This window comes from Deinococcus maricopensis DSM 21211 (assembly GCF_000186385.1).
Taxonomy (GTDB): domain Bacteria; phylum Deinococcota; class Deinococci; order Deinococcales; family Deinococcaceae; genus Deinococcus_B; species Deinococcus_B maricopensis.
Genome location: NC_014958.1, coordinates 1,082,812 through 1,100,610 on the forward strand (window position 1 = coordinate 1,082,812; position 17,799 = coordinate 1,100,610).

Genomic DNA, 17,799 nt, shown 5'->3' on the forward strand with positions numbered 1-17,799 from the left:
CCCGCTTGCTACCTTGGAGGGCGTGCCGAAGTTCGACCTGCGTTTCCCTCTGATTGTGGCGCTCCTGTTGCTGGTCGGGCTCGTGACCGTGTCGAGCGTCGCGCTCAGCCCCCGCGTGGACCCCGGCATCTTCACGAAACAGCTGCTTGGCGTGGGCCTCGCCGCCATCCCCATCGGCGTGCTGTGGTGGGCGGGCCGCGACCGTATCTACGCACTCGCGCCGTGGCTGTACGGTTTCGCGCTGCTGCTGCAGGCCAGCACCTTCGTGATCGGCAAGGACGTGAACGGCCAGCAGAACTGGATTGTGATCGGCCCGCTGCAGTTCCAGCCGCTCGAATTGCTCAAGCTCGCGTTGATCCTGTTCCTGCCGGTCGTCATGCGCGCCGGGTACCGCGGCGTCGCGTCGTACTGGCGGCCATTCGCGGTGTTTCTCCCCGCGTTCGGCTTGGTTGTCGCGCAGGACTTCGGCGGCGCCATGGTGCTGTCCGTGATGTTCGCCGCGATTCTGCTCGCGTGGCGCATTCCGCTGTGGCACTTCCTGCTGGCGGTCCTGGCAGTCGGGATTGCCTTCCCGACGGTGGTGTTCCCGCACCTCAAGCCGTACCAGCAGGCGCGCCTCACGATCTTCCTCGACCCGTACCGCGACGCGCGCGGTCAGGGCTACCAGGTCATCCAGAGCACCATCGCCGTGGGGTCCGGCGGGATGATGGGCAAGGGCTACAAGCAGGGTACGCAGTCGCACAACGGGTTCGTGCCCGAGGCGCACACGGACTTCGTGTACGCTTCCTGGTCCGAGGAGCAGGGGTTCGTGGGTGCCGTGGCGGTCCTCGCGCTGTACGCGCTGCTGTGCTGGCGTCTGGCAGGCATGGCGACCGAATCGCCGAGGTTGCCGGACCAGATCCTGTTCGCGGGTGTGCTCGGGCAGATTGGGTTCCAGGCGGTTGAGAACATCGGCGCGTCGTTGAGCCTGCTGCCGCTCACCGGCATCACGTTGCCGCTGATCAGTTCCGGCCTCAGCAGCCTGATCAGCACGCTCGTGACGCTGGGGCTGGCGTACGTGATCTACCGTGACCGCTTCGAGCAGATCTGACGGGCGCCCGGCAAGAAAAGGCCGCCCACACGGCGCGCAGCTCGGGGGCGGGTTCGGGGGGAACAACCTCAGCGTAAAAGGGGATCTCTCACCGAATTCTTACATGCGCGGCGTGTCCTCCTCGGCGCTCGCGCCGCGCGGCGCGTACCCACTGGCCTGCAGCGCGTACAGCTTCGCGTACGTCCCACCGAGCGCCATCAGCGCCTCATGACTCCCTGCTTCGCTCACCACGCCGCCGTCCAGCACCAGAATGTCATCCGCGAGGCGCACCGTCGAGAAGCGGTGCGAGATCAGCAGCGTGAGGCGGTCCCGCGCCTGCGCGCGCAACGCCTCCATCGTCTCGAACTCCGCGCGCGCGTCCAGCGCCGCCGTGGGCTCGTCGAACACCAGCACCGACGCGTCCCGGAAGTACAGCCGCGCAAGCGCCAGCCGCTGCCACTGCCCGCCGGACAACTGCCGCCCACCCTGGAAAAGCCGCCCCAGCGGCGTCTCCAGGCCTTGCGGGAGCCCCTCCACGAACGCCGCGCCCGCTCGGTCCACGGCGCTCTGTACGCCCTCCGCGTCCTCCAGGCGGCTCACCTCCGCCAGGGCGACGTTCTCGCGCGCGCTCATCTGGTACTGCCCGAAATCCTGAAAGATGATGCTCATCTCCCGCTGAACGCTGCGCGGCGAGAACCGCGCCGCGTCCTGCCCGTTGATCAGCACCTGCCCGCCCGTCGGCTCGAACAGCCGCGTCAGCAGCTTCACGATGGTGGTCTTCCCGGCGCCGTTCTCGCCGACCAGCGCCAGCGCCTGCCCGCGCCGCACCGTGAACGACACGCCGCGCAGCACGTCCCGCTCCGTGAGCGGATACCGGAAGCTCACCTCCCGGAACTCGATGGTGTCGATCGGCCCGCGCCACGGCTCACCCGCGTCCAGATCCCGCGCCGGCAGCTCCAGGAACGAGAACAGGTTCCGCATGTACAGCAGGTTCTGGTAGATGCCGCTCACGCCGCTGAGCAGCCCCGCCACGGTCCCCTGCACCTGCGCGATACCCAGCACAAACACGCTGAAGTCTCCTACCGTGATCTGCCCGCGCGCCGCGCGCGCCAGAATCAACGCGCTCGCCACGCCGATCAGCAACGCGGACGCCAGCGCCGCCGCGAACCCCCACGCGGACCGCTGCCGCACCAGCTGCTCCAACTGCACCCGGAAGCCCAAGTAGTACGACCGCCACCGCGTCAGCAGGTACGGCTCGAACTGAAACAGCCGCACCTCCTTCACGAGGCTGTCGGACGTGAGCAGGCTCCCCAGGTAGTTCTGCACGCGCGCGTCGTGCGTCTGCCGGCGCAGCATCCGGTACCCCTCCACGCCGAAGCGGTTGCTGACGATCACGCCCGGCAGGCTCGCCAGCAGCACCAGCGGCAGCACCCACACGCCCAGCCGGCTCATCAGCACCCCCACCGACCCGAGCGTCACCAGTGCCCCCGCGAGGCTCACCAGCTGCGTCGCCACGCCCAGCGGCCGCGACCCGACCTCCCGGTACGCCTGCTGCAGCCGGTCGTAGGTGTCCGCATTCTCGAACGCGTCCACGCTCAACCCTGACGCCTTCTCCAGAATGCGGCGGGTCACGCTGTGCTGCAGGCTGTCGCCGAGCAGCTGCTGCGACGCGTTCTGCACCGTGGACAGTAGACTGCCCAGCACCACCAGCGCCACCTGCACCGCCAGAAGACCGAGCAGCGCGCTGTACGTGATGCCCCCGCCCGCTGCGCGCGCCACGCCGTCCAGCAGCAACTTCCCGACGTACAGGTTCGCGGCGGGCAGGGCGCTGCCCGCGAGGGTCGTGAGGGCGTACGTGACGCTGTGCCGCGGGCTCGCGGCCCACACGAGGCGCAGCGTGTGCAGCAGATCGGCGCGCAGCATCGCCAGCGTCACGCGCTCGCCGGGCGGCAACTTCACGGGGCGGGGAGGCATCATCATGTGCGCTCAGTCTCGCGCAGCGGCGCGCCCCCTGACCGTGGCCATGGCACGCCGAAAGAAGCTCGGGGGGCCTCCAGGGCCCACGAGCCGTATGAGCGTCACCCCCTGATGCGCACGAGGCGCACGCGGTCCCGCAGGGCCCGCAGGTCCGCCGGCGTCGGCGCCGGCCCGTACCGGACGCGCGCGAACGCGTCCGCCACTGCCAGGATCGCGTCCGCGCTGTCCGGGTGCATCCGCGCCGCGCGGCGGGCGAAGTCCCCGGGCGCCTCGCCCACCTCGGGCCGCAGGCGCACGCGCGCCACGAACTCCGCGAACGCCCGCAGGGCCGGGTCACGGGGGCGCGCGCGTCGCCGCGCGGCCAGCAGCAGCGGCCCGCCCAGCAGGACCGCCACCACGCCCAGCAGCGCCACGCCGTACCGCGCGTCCCCCACCCGGCCCAGTCCCAGGTTGCTCAGCAGCGTCCGCTGCCGCGCTGCGTCGAAACTCACCACCCAGGTGTTCCACGTGGCCTCCAGCACGTCCAGCCGTAACCGCGCCTGCGCGAACGGCGAACTTTGACGGCTGATGGCGGGCGCGTCGTTCGGGTCCGTGAGGCTCGCCGCGAGCCCACGCGTCACGCGCGCGGGCGACACGACGGACGTCGGGTCCACCCGCGTCCACCCGCGCCCCTGCAGCCACACCTCCACCCAGGCGTGCGCGTCCGCGTTGCGGACGATCAGGTACCCACCCGTCGGGTTCAGCTGCCCGCCCAGGTACCCGCCGACCACGCGGGCCGGCACGCCCGCCGCGCGCATCAGGAACGCGAACGCGGAGGCGTAATGCTCACAGAAGCCCTGTTTCGTCCCGAACAGCAGCGCGTCCAGCCCATCCCGCTCCGGCAAGGCCGGGGGGTTCAGGGTGTACCGGAAGCCGCCGTTCGCGAGGAACGCCAGGGCCGCCTGCACGCGCCCGTCTGGAGGGAGGTTCGCCCAGCGGGCCGCAAGCGCGCGCGCGCGCGGGTTCACGTTCGGGGGGAGCTGCGTGCTGAACTGCAACCAGCCCGCCTCCTCCTGAATGCCGAGCCGGGCGTCCAGGTCGCTTTCCAGCGTGAAGGCGTGCCGCCCCTCGACGTTCGTGACGTCGAACAGTTGCGCCCGGCCCGTCAGGACGCTGCTGGTCGGTGTGTTCGTCGGGAACGCGAGGGTGGGGAGCCACCCGTTGCGTTGCGGTTCGAGCGTCACCGTGTACCGGGTGAGCTGCCCGGACGGTTGCAGGCGCACCAGGCCGCCACGCTGCGGACCATAATTCCAAGCGACGCCGTCGAACACGTCGAATACCGGGCCGCGCCAGTACAGTGCCGAGTCGGGCGGCCGCGTGCCCTGGAACGCCGCGCGGAACGCGACGCTGCCGTCCTGCGCGAGGCTGGTGACGTTGCCGGGCGCGATGCGGTCCGGCAGGCCCGTGCGGCTCTCGTTGCTCTGGATGGGCAGGGTCCACAGCGGCCCGTTCGGGCGGGGGAACAGGAAGAACAGTGCCGCCGCGACCGGCAGGGCGAGCAGGGTCACGCGGGTGGCGGCGCGCAGGGCGGCGGGCGGCGCGGGCGCGCGTGGGCCCCACGTGGCGGCACTCGCCGTGAGGGCGAGCGTCACGAGGGTAGCGTACGCCGTCGCGAGGGCCCCCTGCGAGAAGAAGAAGTTCGCGCAGATCAGGAAGTACCCGACGAGGGTCAGCATGCGGAAGTCCCGGCGGGTGCGGGATTCCAGCAGCTTCAGCGCCGCGAGCAGCACCAGCAGCGCGGTGCCGCCGTCGCGGCCCAGCAGTGTCCCGTAGGACGTGACCGCCAGCGCCACGAACGGCACGACGAGCGCGAGCGGCACCCAGGACGCCGGCGGGCGCCCGCCGCGCCACAGGCCGTATGCGCGCGCGCCCGCCGCGCCCACCACCGCGAGGATCAGCAGGAACGGGAAGCGCACGACGTACGGCGCGAACGCCAGCGTGAGCGCCGCCACGGTGAGCAGCGCCGGCACGCGCGGAAGCGCCTCGGGGGTGGGCGTGGGGCTCAGTTGCACGCCGAACACGCGGGTCATACGCCGTCCTCCGCCGCGAGACCCGCCGTGCCGTGCACGGCGAGGCGCGCGAGGCAGCGCGCAGCGTGCGCCTCACCGCTGCCCGGCCCGACCGTGCCGTCCGGCAGCACCAGCGTGAAGGGCCGCCCGGCCGTGCCGGCGCGAACCACCCAGGCGCTCAGGCGCGACAGGCGCCCCTCGGTGCCAAGGTGGGCGGGCGTGTCCGTCCAGCGAAGCTGCACGTCGGGCGTGGCGGGCGCGTCGTACTCGCGTACGAGCAGGCCGCCGCCGGGGCGGGTGGCATGCCGCCACGACACCCGGCGGCGGCTGTCGCCGGGCCGGTATTCGCGCAGGCCCGCGAACTCCTCGTCCCCCCGGGCGCGCAGGGTGCCGCTCCCGCCCGCCTGCAGGGCCGGGCCGGGCGGGTCGGGCGCGTTCACTTCCGGCCGGGGGTACACAGTGACCGCCCCGTTCGCGGGGATGGACGCCGACGCGGTCCACAGGCCGAGTGGGTCCGTCACGTCCACGCACACGCCGCGCAGGTGCAGCAGCCCCCGCGCGTCCGTGGGCACCTGCAGGACCCCCGCGCCGTACTCGTCAAGCGGGGCGAGTGCGCCGCCCGCGCGCGCGACACTGCCCGGCTGCCCCCGCACGGGGAAGGTCGCGTCGTCCCCCGCGAACACGTCCGGGCCGGCGCGCACGTCCGCGCGCGCCAGCCGCGCGGCCCGCCACGCCTCGCCGGCGCTCACGACCCACACGCCGCCCAGCAGGAAGGTCAGGAAGTACCCGAGGCTCAGCTGGTAGTTCACGCATCCGATAAAGGTCAGCAGCGTCAGCGCCGCGAAGGCCAGCCCGAACCGCGTCGGCTGCACCGGCAGGCGCCGCAGCCACGCGGGTGCCCGCACGGGCCGCGTCAGGCCCGTCATGGGACGGGTGTGGCGGCGAGCAGCGCGCGCACGCTCGCCAGGTTCGGGCGGAGCGTCGCGCGGTCCGGCAGGCGGTGCACGGCCACACTCGGAAACACCGCTTGAATGTCTTCGGGCAGCACCATGTCCCGCCCGGCCAGCCACGCCCACGCGCGCGCGGCGCGCATCAGGCCGAGCGCGGCGCGGGGGCTGAGGCCCACCACGAACCGCGACCCGTCGCGCGTGGCGGCGAGCAGCAGCTGCACGTAATCGAGCAGGGCGTCCGAGACGTACACGCCTTCCACGAGGCGTTGCGCGTCGAGGAGTGGCTCGCGCGGCAGGGTGACCGTCACGCCCGCTGCGCGGTCCCCGCCGCCGCCGGCGAGCAGCGCTCGTTCGGCGCGGACGTCCGGGTAGCCGAGCGTGACGGTCATCAGGAAGCGGTCCAGCTGCGCTTCCGGCAGGGGGAACGTGCCGACCTGCTCGAGCGGGTTTTGCGTGGCGATCACGAAGAACGGCTCCGGCAGAGGCCGCGTGACGCCGCCCTCGCTGACCTGACGTTCCTCCATCGCCTCAAGCAGCGCCGATTGCGTTTTGGGTGTCGCGCGGTTGATTTCGTCGGCGAGCAGTAGTTGCGTAAACACCGGCCCTTCATGGAAGCGGAAGCTGCCGCTCTCGCGCTCGAAGACGCTCACGCCGGTCAGGTCGGCGGGCAGCAGGTCGCTCGTGAACTGCACGCGCGCGAACTGCAGCCCGAGCGTGCCGGCCAGGCCGTGCGCGAGGGTGGTCTTGCCGACGCCCGGCAGGTCCTCGATGAGCAGGTGCCCGCGCGCGAGCAGGCACGCGAGCGCCAGCCGCACCTGCGTGGGCTTGCCGAGAATCACGCGCTCAAGTTCGTCGAGGGCGGCGCGGGCGCCACTGTGGGCGTTCAGGTTGGTGGGGCTGGACACGCGGACCTCCTGGGGTTTGCGCTCAGGGTAAGCGCGTTCGGGGGTGCGCGTGTGGACAAAGTTCTCAATTATGAGCTCCGCCGGGTAAGGGTTTTCTTGACCTATGGGCGGCGCAGCAGCGGGTACGGGTTCACGGCCCGCCAGGTGGGCGTGTACACGCCGTAATGCAGGTGCGGGGGCGTGCCGCGCGCGTTGCCGCTGTCGCCGACGTACCCGACGACGTCGCCCACCTGCACCTCATCGCCGACGCGCAGGTCCGGGTAGCGTTCCAGGTGCGCGTAATAATGGTGGTACCCGCCGGGCCCAGTGACGGTGACGGTCCGGCCGCCCAGGCGGTTCTCGCCGATGCGCTCCACGTACCCACGCGTGGTGGAGCGGATGGGGGTGCCGCGCGGCGCGAAGATGTCCACGCCCTCGTGACGGCGGCCCTCGCTGCGCGCGCCCCCCCACGTGTCCGCGTAGCGCACGCCCGGCAGGGGCGCCGCGAGCGTCGCCGTGGAAGGCCCGGGGGCGCGCAGCAGGCGCGCGTAATCCAGGGCGCGCTCCAGGAGCGGCCAGCACAGGGCGGCGACGCCGGCGAGCAGCGCCAGCACGATCAGGGGGGGGAGGGCGCGTCGCATGCTCACCATGCTGCCGTGCGCGCGTGAGAGGCGGCGTGCATTGTGGCTGACAGCGGGGGGCGCGGACGTAGGCCGCCCTACACTGTGCGGGATGACGCACGTGGATGAGACGTATTTCGAGCGCCTGAACGGCGCGGACCTGTACTTCGAGGTGGTCGGGCCGGAGGACGCGCCCGCGCTGCTGTACCTGCACGGCGGACCCGGGTACAACAGCGCGTCGTTCCGGACGCTGGTGGGTGACGCGCTGGAGGACTACCGCGTGGTGTACCTCGACGGGCGCGGCGGGGGCCGCAGCGGCCCGCTGGACGAAACCGACCAGGGCGGCGACTACCTGGACCTCGACACCCTCGTGGACGATGTGGAGGCCGTGCGCGCGTTCCTGGGGCTGGAGCGGTTCACGCCGCTGGGGCAGGGGTTCGGGGCGTTGGTGGCACTGGAGTACGCGCGGCGCTTTCCGCTGCGCACGGCGCGCGTGATCGCCGTGAACCCGTGGGTGCACTTCCCGGAGCTCGCGTACATCCTGCTGTCGGAGGCGTCCCGCCTGCGGGGCCGCCCCGTGGAGGACCCGCGTGACGAGGTGCTCGCCCGCACGCCCGAAGGGAAGTACCCGCAGGTGGGTGCGGCGCGCGTGGAGGCCGCGTTCGACCTCGTGAACGCGCGGGATTTGCTGAACACCCTGGAGTTCCGCGATGCGCACTCGCGCATGCGGCTGGAGTTCGCGGACGCCGAGAGTCAGCTGCTGGGCGGCGCGGACGTGCAGCAGGCGCTGGTGTTGCAGGGGCTGTGGGAGTTCGAGTACCCGCCGTTCTTGGCGGAGATCACCCGGCCGATCTACGTGATTGCCGGGGCGGAGGACCGCACCAGCTACCCGGAGCAGGTGCAGTGGCTGGAGGATCTGGGCGGCGCGGACGTGACGGTGCTGCCGACCGGGCACTACCCGTGGCTTGATGATGAGGAAGGCTTCCTGGAAGCGTTGCACGACAGCATGCGCCGGTAAGTCCCCGTGAAGGAGGCCCTGCTGTTTCCAGCGGGGCCTCCTTTTGTGTGGGCGCGGGCTGGTCAGTGGCCTGGGTCGGTGCCGGCGGCGTGCGTGAGGGCAGAACCATCCTGCACGACGGTTAATCACCCACTCTACTGCTAGGCGTGAGTATTGTCATGCGCAAGTTTGCACGCATGACTTTTCCGGGCCTGTTACGCTGAACGAGCTTTCTGAGCATTTCCTGATCGGAGGCTGATCTTGCAGACATTGACGACCCTCACCGCCCCGCCGGAACGCCTGCTGCTCGTTCCGAGCGTCGAGAGCGGTCTCGCCGAACTCACCCGGCCCGTCCGCGACCTCCTCCACGCGCAGGCCCTCCCGCCCGAAAGCGCACACCTGCGCATCGTCCTCGACGCCCCCTGGGGCTACGCCCTCGACGTCCTCCAGACCGACGCCACCAACGCCGTCGTCATTACCCGCAGTCCCGTCCGCGAGTACCTCGAGGACCTCTGGGAATGCGGCCCGGCCGTTCTGATCGCCCACCCGGACAGCGACCCCGACCTGATCGACGTGCTGCGCCGCGCGAGCGTCGGCGACCGCTGGCGCGACACCCCGCCCGGCCGCCCCGTGCTCACGCCCGCCGAACGCGCCGTCCTGCGCTACGTCGCGCGCGGCCTCAGCAACAAGCAGATCGCCCGGCGCCTCGACGTGATCGAAGGCACCGTGCAGAACGCCCTCAGCAAGATCTTCCAGAAGCTGCGCGTCGCCAACCGCACGCAGGCCGCCCTGTACTACTGGGGCCGACTGCCGCGCGCCTGACCCAGCCGCAACGGGCGGGCCCGCAGGTGTTCACCTGCGGGCCCGCCCGTTGTCCTTAAGGCCGCGACGGCGACAGCAGCACCGTCAGGCTCCAACGCTCCCCGCCCTCGTCCGGGCTTTCGGCCAGCTCGTCCATCAGGGCCGTCAAGCGCTCCTGCAGCGCCCGCACCCGCCCCGGCGACAGGCGCAACTCCACCCCACTGGCCATCAGCGGTGAGCGCGGCCCCTCCCAATCGCCCGAATGGATCCGGTGCGCGATCGCGTTGTCCTGAACGTCCAGCGTCACTGCCCACATGCTGGACGTGCGGTCGCGCTCCAGCACCCACGCCAACGTATCGAGCTGATCGCTCAGGCGGGCCTGCAGGGGCCCCGCCAGCAACTCCCGCAGGGTGGCCGCCGCCGTCACCGCAAAAGGAATGTGCCAGGGCCGCGGCCACCCGTACACCCGGACCGTGCGGCCCGCCCGCGCCCGGACCGCCACGACGTCCACCACCCCCGCGCCATGCAGCCGCGTCAGTTGCGCGTGCACGCTCGACAGCGGACGGTTCGCGCGGCGCGCCACCTCCGCAGCGCCCGCCTCCCCCTGCGCGAGCGCCGTGAACACCGGCGCGTACCGCTCATCCAGCAGCAGCGCGGCCTGAGCGGCCGTGGCCGTCCGGGCAGGCGCAGCGGGCACAGGCATGCCCTCATGGTACCGATCCTCAACTCCGAGCATCACCGCGCGCCGGGAGTTGCCGGCGCCGCACGCTGAACGCACAGGAGGCCCCCATGACCACGCACCCTCTACTCTGGAACCGCCACTTCACGCTGTGGTGGCTCGGCAACGCGCAGTCCGCGCTCGGCGGCGCCCTCGCCGGCATCGCCCTTTCGTTCCTGGTGCTGCACGAAACGGGCAGCAGCGGCGCCATGGGCGTCAACCTCGCCCTCACCCTGCTCCCCACCCTGCTCTCACCCCTGGCCGGCGCGCTGGTGGACCGCCTGCCCGTACGGTTGCCGCTGATCGTCCTGAACGTCGTGCGCGGCGGCGCGCAGCTGCTGCTGGGCCTCGCGGCGCTGCACGGCCCCGTGGGGGTGCCCGCCCTGCACGCCCTCGCGCTGCTCAACGGCCTGATCGCCGCCTTCTACGTGCCCGCCAGCATGGGCGTCACCCCGCGCCTCGTGGCGCCGCAGCACCGCGCGCGCGCCGCGAGCCTCATGCAGGGCAGCGCGCAGATCATGCAGCTCGCCGGGCTGCTGGGCGGCGGCCTGCTGGTCAGCGCCCTCGGCAGCGGCCCCAGCCTGATGTTCGACGGGATGACCTTCCTGCTCATGGCCGCCCTGCTGCGCGCCGTGCAGGTGCCCGATCCACGTGCGCGCGGCGCCCGCAGCAGCGTCCGCGCGGACCTGCAGGCGGGCGTCCAGTACACGCGGAGCAGCGCCGCCCTGCTGCTCCTGCCGGGCCTCGCCCTCATCATCAACGCGGTCCTCGCCCCCATGGAAATGCTGCTGCCCGCCCGCATGACCGCGCTCGGCGTCGGCGCAGGCGGATTCGGGCTGTTCCTTGGGCTGTTCACCGGCGGCATGGCGAGCAGCAGCCTGCTGCTCGCGGCGCTCGGCGCGCGCGTGCCCGCACGGCTGGGCGGCGTCCTCGGCTTCGCCCTGTCCGGCGGGATGTTCGCGCTGCTGAGCGTCACCCGCACCGCCCCGCAGATGTACGCGCTGGCCTTCGCGTGCGGCGCCGCCATCGCCCTGCTGAACATCAGCCTCAGCCTCACGTTCCAGACGCTCGTGCACCCCGAGTACTACGGCCGCGTCGGCAGCCTCCTGAACACCGCCGGGCAGATCGGCATGCCCGTCACGCTGCTGCTGCTTGCGCCCATCGCGGACCGCGTTCCACTCGCCCTGATCTTCAGCGTGACCGCCGCCGTGTTGCTGCTCGCCGCGGCACTCTGGCACGCCGTCATGCGCCGCACCCCGGACGCCGTGATCACACCTGCCACGGTGCGCGCAGTGGACGCCCGCGCTGCCTGACGTGCACGCCGTATGCTGCGGCATGAACCGCGAAGACGCCTACGCACTGATGGTCCAGCACACCCCCAGCGTCAGCCTGCAACGCCACATGTTGAACGTAGAGGCCGCCATGCAGTTCTACGCCCGCCTCTGGGGCGAGGATGAGCACCTGTACAGCCTGGCCGGCCTCCTGCACGACTTCGACTACGAGCAGCACCCGGACGAGCACCCCGCCTGGGGCGTCATGTACCTGCGCGCCCACACCGACGTGCCGGAAATCGTTCTCGACGCCATCATGGGGCACGCCGCGTACACCAACACCCCGCGCGACACGCGCCTCGCGCGCACGCTCTTCGCCGTGGACGAACTGACCGGCCTGATCCAGGCGGCCGCCCTGATCCGCCCGGACCGGGACGTCCGGCAACTCGAACTCAAAAGCGTTCAGAAGCGCTTCAAAACGCGCAGCTTCGCAGCGGGCGTGAACCGCGATGAGGTGGAACAGGGCGCCCTCGAACTGGGCGTCCCGCTGGACGAGCACATGGCGAACGTCCTCCACGCGCTGCAGGACGCCGCCGACGCGACGTAAACACCCCTGCTGCTCAGCGGCGCCCCCCTGCGCGCCTGAGGGCAGGCCAGGAGGCGGGGGGCCGGGCCTCGCCTTTTCAAGTTCAGCTTCACGGGGCATCAAGGGGGCTGCATGGGACGCTCACGGTTCGCCGGGCCAAACGGGCCACACTGTGCGGACCGAGCAACCCGAAAGGAGCTTCACCATGCACAAACTCATGATGCTGACCCTGACCCTGACCTTCGCGACCCCCGCCCTCGCCACGATGAGCTCCCCGTCCTCCCTTGTTCGCGTTCAGGACACCAGCGACCAGGGCACCTCCGTCGGCGACGCGGCGCAGGACGCGGCGACCTCCACCGGCAATGCCGTCGAAAATGCCGGCAACGCCGTGAACGATGCCGTGGACCCCAACGGGGACGGTGTGGTCGACAGCAACAACAACGGCCGCGCGGACACCCGCGAATTCCCCTGGGGCCTGCTGGGCCTGCTCGGCCTGCTGGGCCTCGCGGGTCGCCGCCGCCACGAAACCGTCGTGACCACCACGCGCAACGACGTCCGCTGAGCAGACGACCCCTCAAGGAACCGGACGCGCCCTGCGTCCGGTTCTTTTCGTGTGGCGGGCGAGGACAGCGGGAAACATGGCGGGACGGTCAAGTTCTCCTTTACAGCCGGTCAAGCTTCCTGGCGTGCTGCTCATCGGCCCTGCAGGGGGGCGGCTCACACTATGGGCCGAACCTCCCTCGCCGGGCCACTGCGGTTCCGCGCGCGCTGGGTCCTCCACACGCCTTCTTTCCAAGGAGTTCATCATGCGCCACCGTCTGACGCTCGCCCTCACCCTCGCCCTGACCGCCCCGGCGCTCGCCACCGTGCGCGGCCCCTCCACGCTGCATTTCACGCAGTCCACCGACACCGGCACCACGACCGGAACGGACACGGGCACCACCGGTACCGATACGAGCACGGGGACCGGCACCACGGACACGACCACCGGCACGGACAGCGCGGGCACCACGACGGAAACGGCGCCCGGCACGGGAGACGATGCCAGCAGCGCGACCGGCACCGACACGGGCACGGGCACCACCGGCACCGATACCGGAACCACGGACACGAGCACCGGCACGGACGACACGACCGGCACCGATACGGCCACGGACACCAGCAACAGCAGCGCCGGGAACGGCGGCGCCATCCCCACCACCCCGACGACCACCGGCACGAACGGGACGGTGGCGACCGTGAACAGCGGCAACGCCTCCACCAACCCCTCCGACGACAATAACGGCCGGGGCTTCCCCTGGGGCCTGCTGGGCCTGCTCGGCCTGCTGGGCCTTGCGGGACGGCGCCGTCACGACACGGTCGTGACCCCCACACGCAACGACGTGCGCTGAGGCACCGAAACAAGAACACCGCCCGTACGGGCGGTGTTCTTGGCTGACGCGCGCTAGGGGGGGAGGGAACCGCGCGCCAGCGGGGGGTGGGCGCTCACCACGCCTCACACCAGCAGCATACGCGTTTTCGTCTGACAATGCTCTTACAGAACTTCAGACAACCCGGAGCAAAAGCAACAGGAAAACCTCATGTGCACCCTGGGGGATGCGCTCATCCCTGCTCGTTGAGGCCCACCCCGAACCCCTGATCCAGCAGCTCCGGCGCGTACGTGCGGAACGCCAGCATCGTCTGCGTGCGCATGATGCCCGGCAAGCGCCGCAGCTGCCCCGTCACGACGTCATCGAGATCCTCGTAACTCGGCAGGCGCAACAGCGCCACGATGTCCCACTCGCCCGTGACGCTGTACACCTCCTTCACGTGCGTGACGTTCGCCAGTTCCGCCGCCGTCTCAGGAATGCGTAAACGCTCCGCCTGCACCAGCACTATCGCCGTGACCATACCGGTATTGTCGCACGCGCCCTACCAGCGCGGCGCGCGGCGACTCAGCGCTCTGGACGCGCGCGCCAGAGCCGCGTCGATCACGCGGTCGCGCTTGCGACGCCGCGCGAACGGATTACGCCGCGCCCGCGAGCGTTTCAGGCCTTCCACCAGCAGGAGCGCCACCGGCACCCACCATCCTTTGGTCTTCACGCCCTCATCTAAGCGCACCACCCGGCTGGCCGCATGAAGCGCCCCTGAGAAAATTTGGGCTCGGTCCACGCTGCCCGCCGCTGTGTGCCATGCCCGGCGCCACAGGAGTACGCTAACCGCGTGACCACAACTCAAACGGACCTTGCCACGCAACTCCGCACCTGGCGCCGCCACCTTCACCAGCACCCGGAACTCAGCTTCCAGGAGCACGAAACCAGCGCGTACATCGAAGCGCAGCTGCGCGCCATGCCGAACCTCATCATCACCCGCCCCACCCCCACCAGCGTCCTCGCCGTCCTGAACGGCGGGCAGAGCGGCCGCACCGTCCTCCTGCGCGCCGACACCGACGCTCTCCCCATCCACGAGGACGAGGGTGCCGACGCCGCCTACCGCAGCACCCGCGACGGCATCATGCACGCCTGCGGTCACGACGGCCACACCGCCATCCTGCTCGGCGTCGCGCAGGAACTCAGCGCCGACCCGCAGCGCGTGCACGGCGAGGTCCGCTTCCTGTTCCAGCACGCCGAGGAGCTACCCCCGGGCGGCGCGCAGGAACTCGTCAAGGCGGGCGTCATGCGCGGCGTCGACGTCGTCACGGGCTTGCACCTCAACAGTCAGCTGCCCGCGAACGTTGTCGCCATCAAGCCCGGCGCGTTCATGGCCGCGCCCGACACCTTCCACATCACCATTCAGGGCCGCGGCGGGCACGGCGCCCACCCGGAGCAGACCGTCGACCCCATCGCCATCGGCGCGCAGGTCGTCACGAACCTCCAGCACATCGCCAGCCGCCACGTCGGCGCGCTCGACAACATCATCGTCAGCGTCACGCAGTTTCACGCGGGCACCGCCGACAACGTCATTCCCGACGCGGCCGTGCTGGCCGGCACGGTCCGCACCTTCGACCCGGCCCTGCGCGAACGCGCGCCGCAACTGATCGACCAGATCACCGGCGGCATCTGCGCCGCTCACGGCGCCACGCACACCCTCGATTACGGCTTCGGGTACGCGCCCCTCATCAACGACGCGCAGGTGGCCGCGGTCCTGCGCGACGTCGCCGTGCAGACGGTCGGCGAGGAATGGGTGTACGACGCGCTGCCCACCATGGGCGGCGAGGACTTCAGCGCGTACCTGCAAGAAGCGCCCGGCGCGTACCTGAATGTCGGCGCGGGCAACGCGGAGCGCGGCATCACCGCGCCGCACCACCACCCCCGCTTCGACATCGACGAGAGCAGCCTCATGACGGGCGTACGCGTCCTGAAAGCCGCCGCCCTCCGACTGGCGCAGCGCGACTGACCACCGGAGGTGGACCGCCCGGCTCCCAGGCCGGGCAGCCTGTTATGGAGCCCGGACCGGCCGTTACGTCGCCAGGGGCAGGGGAGAGACGGGAGTGTAGATGCCGCCCGGCCCTGGCTTCATGAACAGGTGCAGCGCCGTGACCGTGAACGCGAACGGCTGGACCGCCAGGTCCGCGAATGCCGCCTGCGCCTGCGCGAAGGTGCCGTTGAGGTCCAGGTGCCTTCTCGCCTGCGCGAGCGTGAGGTGCGGCGTCATGTGCGGCCCCTCATACCCGAAGCGCCGCGCGGGCCGCAGGGCGTGCAGCAGCGCCACGTGCACCTCCACCAGCCCCGGGCTGTCGACGCGCAGGTACACCGCGCGGCGCGGAAAGATGCCCGCGCCGCCCACCCGCACCTCGAACGCGGGCGCCTGCGCCACGGTCGCGCGGGCCGACTCCAGCCACGCGAGATCCGCGCTCAGGCCGCTGCGGGCCTTCACGGTCACGTGCGCGGCACTCTCGCGCGACGCACCCGACGCCGCCCGGAACGCGTCCACTCGCGCGGAGAGCCCCTGCGGCGCGAGAACGCCCAGCAGGAACGACGCCGTGGACCGCTGCTCTTGCGCGCTTGGCATGGCTGCATCCTGACGCGCCTTACCGCGCGGCGCCGTCGCGCCCGTTACCATAAGCGCACCTCGGCCCCGCCGAACGCTCCCACCATGACCCACACCACCCAGCATCTGTTCGCCCCGCTCGTCAAGGGCGCCGCGCAGGCCATCACCGACTACCGCATGATCGAGGACGGCGACACCGTCATGGTGTGCCTGTCCGGCGGCAAGGACAGCTACACCCTCCTCGACATCCTCCTGCACCTCCAGAAACGCGCGCCCATCGACTTCCGCCTGATCGCCGTGAACCTCGACCAGGGGCAGCCGGGCTTCCCGAAGCACGTGCTCCCGCAGTACCTCACGGCCCTCGGCGTGGAACACCAGATTCTGGAGCAGGACACCTACAGCGTCGTGAAGGACAAAACGCCGGAAGGCAAGACGACGTGCAGCCTGTGCAGCCGCCTGCGGCGCGGCATCCTGTACACGCACGCCAAACGGATCGGCGCCACCAAGATCGCCCTCGGGCACCACCGTGACGACATCCTCGAGACGCTGTTCATGAACATGTTCTTCGGCGCGCGCCTCAAGGCCATGCCGCCGAAACTCCAGTCCGACGACGGCGGGAACGTCGTGATCCGCCCACTCGCGTACGTGGCCGAACGCGACATCCAGCGATACGCGGACGCCGCAGGCTACCCGATCATCCCATGCAACCTGTGCGGCAGCCAGGAGAACCTGCAACGCAAGATTGTTGGCGAGATGCTCGAAGGGTGGGAGCGTGCGCACCCGGGCCGCCTGCAGAACGTCCTGCGGTCCCTCACGCGCGTCACGCCCAGCCACCTGCTCGACCGCGAACTGTACGACTTCGCGAGCCTCAGCGCCACGCCCGCCGAGGGGGACCGCGGCTTCGACCACGAGGAGTACCCCGAGCGGGAATTCCTGGCGGGCCTGCAGGAAATGACGCTGCTCATTTGAAGGGAACCTGGAGGGCACCCCTGGACCCTCTAGGCTCTAACGCGCATAGGCGAGCGCAGGTGCATCCCCGTACAGTCACGGGTATGCACCTGCATTCCCTCGGTTACCGCACTGACCTGATCTTCGCGCGCTTCCAGGGTCTCGTCGAGGACCACGGCGACGTCACGCGCGTCACGAACCCTGACAACCCCACACATTACTTCGGGAACTTCCTGATCTTCGAGCGGCCGCCGCAGCCCGGCGACCTGCCCACCTGGGAAGCGCGGTTCGCGGACCTGATCGGCACGCCACCCACCGTGGAGCACGTCCTGTTCGGCTGGGACGTGCCCGCGCAGGCCGAAGCGCACCTGCAGCCGTTCCTGGATGCCGGGTACGTGTTGGAGGAAAACGTCGTCATGAGCGCCCCGGCGCTGCATGCCCCGGCCCGCCCGAACCGCACAGCCGACCTGCGCGTCATCGAGGACACCGACGAGGCGTGGGCCGCAGTGGTCGATCTGCAGGTCGCAGCGCGCGACAGCCGCTACCAGGAAGCTGAAACGGCATACCGCACCTTCAAGGAAAAGCAGTTCCTCCGCTACCGCGCCATGGCCCGCGCGGGCCTCGGCTGCTGGTACGGCGCGTTCGTGGATGGCGTTCTTGCCGCGGACATGGGCGTGTACACCGACGGGCGCGGCCTCGCACGCTTCCAGGCGGTCGGGACGCACCCGGACTACCGTCGCCAGGGCCTGTGCGGCACGCTCGCGCACTTCGCAGGCGAGCACGTGCAGCGGACGTTCGGCGCGCAGGACCTCGTGATCGTCGCCGACGACCATTACTTCGCCAAGGATATCTACGCCAGCGTCGGCTTCCGCCCGACCGAGCGGCAGCAGCTGCTCCTGCGCTTCCCGCGCACCTGAGCGGCCGGATTCGCCACGCGGGGCGGGCGTCCAGCACACTAGGG

19 protein-coding genes are annotated in these 17,799 nt (G+C 70.9%); 10 read left to right on the forward strand and 9 right to left on the reverse strand.

The window, feature by feature from the left end; genetic code table 11:
• Window positions 1–22: 22 nt before the first annotated feature.
• Window positions 23–1,090, forward strand: coding sequence for an FtsW/RodA/SpoVE family cell cycle protein (locus DEIMA_RS04940; RefSeq protein ID WP_245528350.1), 1,068 nt, complete (start codon window positions 23–25; stop codon window positions 1,088–1,090).
• A 99-nt stretch (window positions 1,091–1,189) separates the two neighbouring features.
• Here DEIMA_RS04940 and DEIMA_RS04945 read toward each other — a convergent pair whose 3' ends face one another.
• The 5 genes from DEIMA_RS04945 to DEIMA_RS04960 all read right to left on the reverse strand — a co-directional run bounded on the left by DEIMA_RS04945 (window position 1,190) and on the right by DEIMA_RS04960 (window position 7,569).
• Window positions 1,190–3,049, reverse strand: coding sequence for an ABC transporter ATP-binding protein (locus DEIMA_RS04945; RefSeq protein ID WP_013556134.1), 1,860 nt, complete (start codon window positions 3,047–3,049; stop codon window positions 1,190–1,192).
• A gap of 98 nt (window positions 3,050–3,147) precedes the next feature.
• On the reverse strand, window positions 3,148–5,115 hold the full coding sequence (locus tag DEIMA_RS04950) for a transglutaminase TgpA family protein (protein ID WP_013556135.1): 1,968 nt from the start codon (window positions 5,113–5,115) through the stop codon (window positions 3,148–3,150).
• Window positions 5,112–6,020 (reverse strand): DUF58 domain-containing protein, encoded by a 909-nt coding sequence (locus DEIMA_RS17525; RefSeq protein WP_013556136.1) that lies wholly within the window; start codon window positions 6,018–6,020, stop codon window positions 5,112–5,114. The genes DEIMA_RS04950 and DEIMA_RS17525 overlap by 4 nt, the downstream gene beginning before the upstream one ends.
• The gene (locus DEIMA_RS04955) at window positions 6,017–6,949 is read right to left on the reverse strand and encodes an AAA family ATPase (protein ID WP_013556137.1); all 933 of its coding nucleotides are present in this window, start codon (window positions 6,947–6,949) and stop codon (window positions 6,017–6,019) included. Before DEIMA_RS04955 ends, DEIMA_RS17525 begins: the two co-directional genes overlap by 4 nt.
• A 101-nt stretch (window positions 6,950–7,050) precedes the next feature.
• Entirely contained in the window at window positions 7,051–7,569 is a 519-nt protein-coding gene (locus DEIMA_RS04960; RefSeq protein ID WP_043817101.1) for a M23 family metallopeptidase, read from the reverse strand.
• Window positions 7,570–7,660: 91 nt separating this feature from the next.
• Here DEIMA_RS04960 and DEIMA_RS04965 point away from each other — a divergent pair, with 91 nt between their 5' ends.
• Both DEIMA_RS04965 and DEIMA_RS04970 read left to right on the forward strand, forming a co-directional pair.
• Window positions 7,661–8,566 (forward strand): alpha/beta fold hydrolase, encoded by a 906-nt coding sequence (locus DEIMA_RS04965; RefSeq protein WP_013556139.1) that lies wholly within the window; start codon window positions 7,661–7,663, stop codon window positions 8,564–8,566.
• Window positions 8,567–8,806: 240 nt separating this feature from the next.
• Window positions 8,807–9,367 (forward strand): response regulator transcription factor, encoded by a 561-nt coding sequence (locus tag DEIMA_RS04970; protein ID WP_013556140.1) that lies wholly within the window; start codon window positions 8,807–8,809, stop codon window positions 9,365–9,367.
• Window positions 9,368–9,422: 55 nt separating this feature from the next.
• On the opposite strand, the gene DEIMA_RS04975 is transcribed toward DEIMA_RS04970, so the two are convergent.
• Window positions 9,423–10,049: a hypothetical protein gene (locus DEIMA_RS04975; RefSeq protein WP_013556141.1), complete on the reverse strand. Its 627-nt coding sequence runs from the start codon at window positions 10,047–10,049 to the stop codon at window positions 9,423–9,425.
• An 86-nt stretch (window positions 10,050–10,135) separates the two neighbouring features.
• Here DEIMA_RS04975 and DEIMA_RS04980 point away from each other — a divergent pair, with 86 nt between their 5' ends.
• From DEIMA_RS04980 to DEIMA_RS18610, 4 genes are all read left to right on the forward strand, one after another.
• Window positions 10,136–11,377 (forward strand): MFS transporter, encoded by a 1,242-nt coding sequence (locus DEIMA_RS04980; RefSeq protein ID WP_013556142.1) that lies wholly within the window; start codon window positions 10,136–10,138, stop codon window positions 11,375–11,377.
• A gap of 22 nt (window positions 11,378–11,399) precedes the next feature.
• Window positions 11,400–11,942, forward strand: coding sequence for an HD domain-containing protein (locus tag DEIMA_RS04985; RefSeq protein WP_013556143.1), 543 nt, complete (start codon window positions 11,400–11,402; stop codon window positions 11,940–11,942).
• Between the two features lie 184 nt (window positions 11,943–12,126).
• Window positions 12,127–12,483: a WGxxGxxG-CTERM domain-containing protein gene (locus DEIMA_RS04990; RefSeq protein ID WP_013556144.1), complete on the forward strand. Its 357-nt coding sequence runs from the start codon at window positions 12,127–12,129 to the stop codon at window positions 12,481–12,483.
• Window positions 12,484–12,727: 244 nt separating this feature from the next.
• Window positions 12,728–13,312 carry a hypothetical protein gene (locus tag DEIMA_RS18610; protein ID WP_013556145.1) on the forward strand — a complete coding sequence of 195 codons (585 nt, stop codon included), beginning with the start codon at window positions 12,728–12,730 and terminating at the stop codon, window positions 13,310–13,312.
• A gap of 211 nt (window positions 13,313–13,523) precedes the next feature.
• Here DEIMA_RS18610 and DEIMA_RS05000 read toward each other — a convergent pair whose 3' ends face one another.
• Window positions 13,524–13,811, reverse strand: a complete 288-nt coding sequence (locus DEIMA_RS05000) for an Lrp/AsnC ligand binding domain-containing protein (RefSeq protein WP_013556146.1) — start codon at window positions 13,809–13,811, stop codon at window positions 13,524–13,526.
• Between the two features lie 21 nt (window positions 13,812–13,832).
• A complete protein-coding gene (locus DEIMA_RS18180; RefSeq protein WP_169311921.1) occupies window positions 13,833–14,003 on the reverse strand; it encodes a hypothetical protein in 171 nt (56 codons plus the stop codon).
• Window positions 14,004–14,123: 120 nt separating this feature from the next.
• Here DEIMA_RS18180 and DEIMA_RS05005 point away from each other — a divergent pair, with 120 nt between their 5' ends.
• A complete protein-coding gene (locus tag DEIMA_RS05005; protein WP_013556147.1) occupies window positions 14,124–15,296 on the forward strand; it encodes an amidohydrolase in 1,173 nt (390 codons plus the stop codon).
• Between the two features lie 63 nt (window positions 15,297–15,359).
• On the opposite strand, the gene DEIMA_RS05010 is transcribed toward DEIMA_RS05005, so the two are convergent.
• Window positions 15,360–15,911: a 2'-5' RNA ligase family protein gene (locus DEIMA_RS05010; RefSeq protein WP_013556148.1), complete on the reverse strand. Its 552-nt coding sequence runs from the start codon at window positions 15,909–15,911 to the stop codon at window positions 15,360–15,362.
• A gap of 84 nt (window positions 15,912–15,995) precedes the next feature.
• Here DEIMA_RS05010 and ttcA point away from each other — a divergent pair, with 84 nt between their 5' ends.
• Together ttcA and DEIMA_RS05020 are read left to right on the forward strand one after the other, a co-directional pair.
• Window positions 15,996–16,859: a tRNA 2-thiocytidine(32) synthetase TtcA gene (gene ttcA, locus DEIMA_RS05015; RefSeq protein ID WP_013556149.1), complete on the forward strand. Its 864-nt coding sequence runs from the start codon at window positions 15,996–15,998 to the stop codon at window positions 16,857–16,859.
• Between the two features lie 83 nt (window positions 16,860–16,942).
• On the forward strand, window positions 16,943–17,755 hold the full coding sequence (locus tag DEIMA_RS05020) for a GNAT family N-acetyltransferase (RefSeq protein ID WP_013556150.1): 813 nt from the start codon (window positions 16,943–16,945) through the stop codon (window positions 17,753–17,755).
• Window positions 17,756–17,799 lie beyond the last annotated feature (44 nt).

What these genes read in the sequence shown, in the direction of transcription:
- DEIMA_RS04945 (WP_013556134.1), bottom strand. Translation starts at nt 3,049, where the DNA reads ATGATGATGCCTCCCCGCCCCGTGAAGTTGCCGCCCGGCGAGCGCGTG.
- DEIMA_RS04950 (WP_013556135.1), bottom strand. Translation starts at nt 5,115, where the DNA reads ATGACCCGCGTGTTCGGCGTGCAACTGAGCCCCACGCCCACCCCCGAG.
- DEIMA_RS17525 (WP_013556136.1), bottom strand. Translation starts at nt 6,020, where the DNA reads ATGACGGGCCTGACGCGGCCCGTGCGGGCACCCGCGTGGCTGCGGCGC.
- DEIMA_RS04960 (WP_043817101.1), bottom strand. Translation starts at nt 7,569, where the DNA reads ATGCGACGCGCCCTCCCCCCCCTGATCGTGCTGGCGCTGCTCGCCGGC.
- DEIMA_RS04965 (WP_013556139.1), top strand. Translation starts at nt 7,661, where the DNA reads ATGACGCACGTGGATGAGACGTATTTCGAGCGCCTGAACGGCGCGGAC.
- DEIMA_RS04975 (WP_013556141.1), bottom strand. Translation starts at nt 10,049, where the DNA reads ATGCCTGTGCCCGCTGCGCCTGCCCGGACGGCCACGGCCGCTCAGGCC.
- DEIMA_RS04980 (WP_013556142.1), top strand. Translation starts at nt 10,136, where the DNA reads ATGACCACGCACCCTCTACTCTGGAACCGCCACTTCACGCTGTGGTGG.
- DEIMA_RS04985 (WP_013556143.1), top strand. Translation starts at nt 11,400, where the DNA reads ATGAACCGCGAAGACGCCTACGCACTGATGGTCCAGCACACCCCCAGC.
- DEIMA_RS04990 (WP_013556144.1), top strand. Translation starts at nt 12,127, where the DNA reads ATGCACAAACTCATGATGCTGACCCTGACCCTGACCTTCGCGACCCCC.
- DEIMA_RS18610 (WP_013556145.1), top strand. Translation starts at nt 12,728, where the DNA reads ATGCGCCACCGTCTGACGCTCGCCCTCACCCTCGCCCTGACCGCCCCG.
- DEIMA_RS05000 (WP_013556146.1), bottom strand. Translation starts at nt 13,811, where the DNA reads ATGGTCACGGCGATAGTGCTGGTGCAGGCGGAGCGTTTACGCATTCCT.
- DEIMA_RS05010 (WP_013556148.1), bottom strand. Translation starts at nt 15,911, where the DNA reads ATGCCAAGCGCGCAAGAGCAGCGGTCCACGGCGTCGTTCCTGCTGGGC.
- ttcA (WP_013556149.1), top strand. Translation starts at nt 15,996, where the DNA reads ATGACCCACACCACCCAGCATCTGTTCGCCCCGCTCGTCAAGGGCGCC.
- DEIMA_RS05020 (WP_013556150.1), top strand. Translation starts at nt 16,943, where the DNA reads ATGCACCTGCATTCCCTCGGTTACCGCACTGACCTGATCTTCGCGCGC.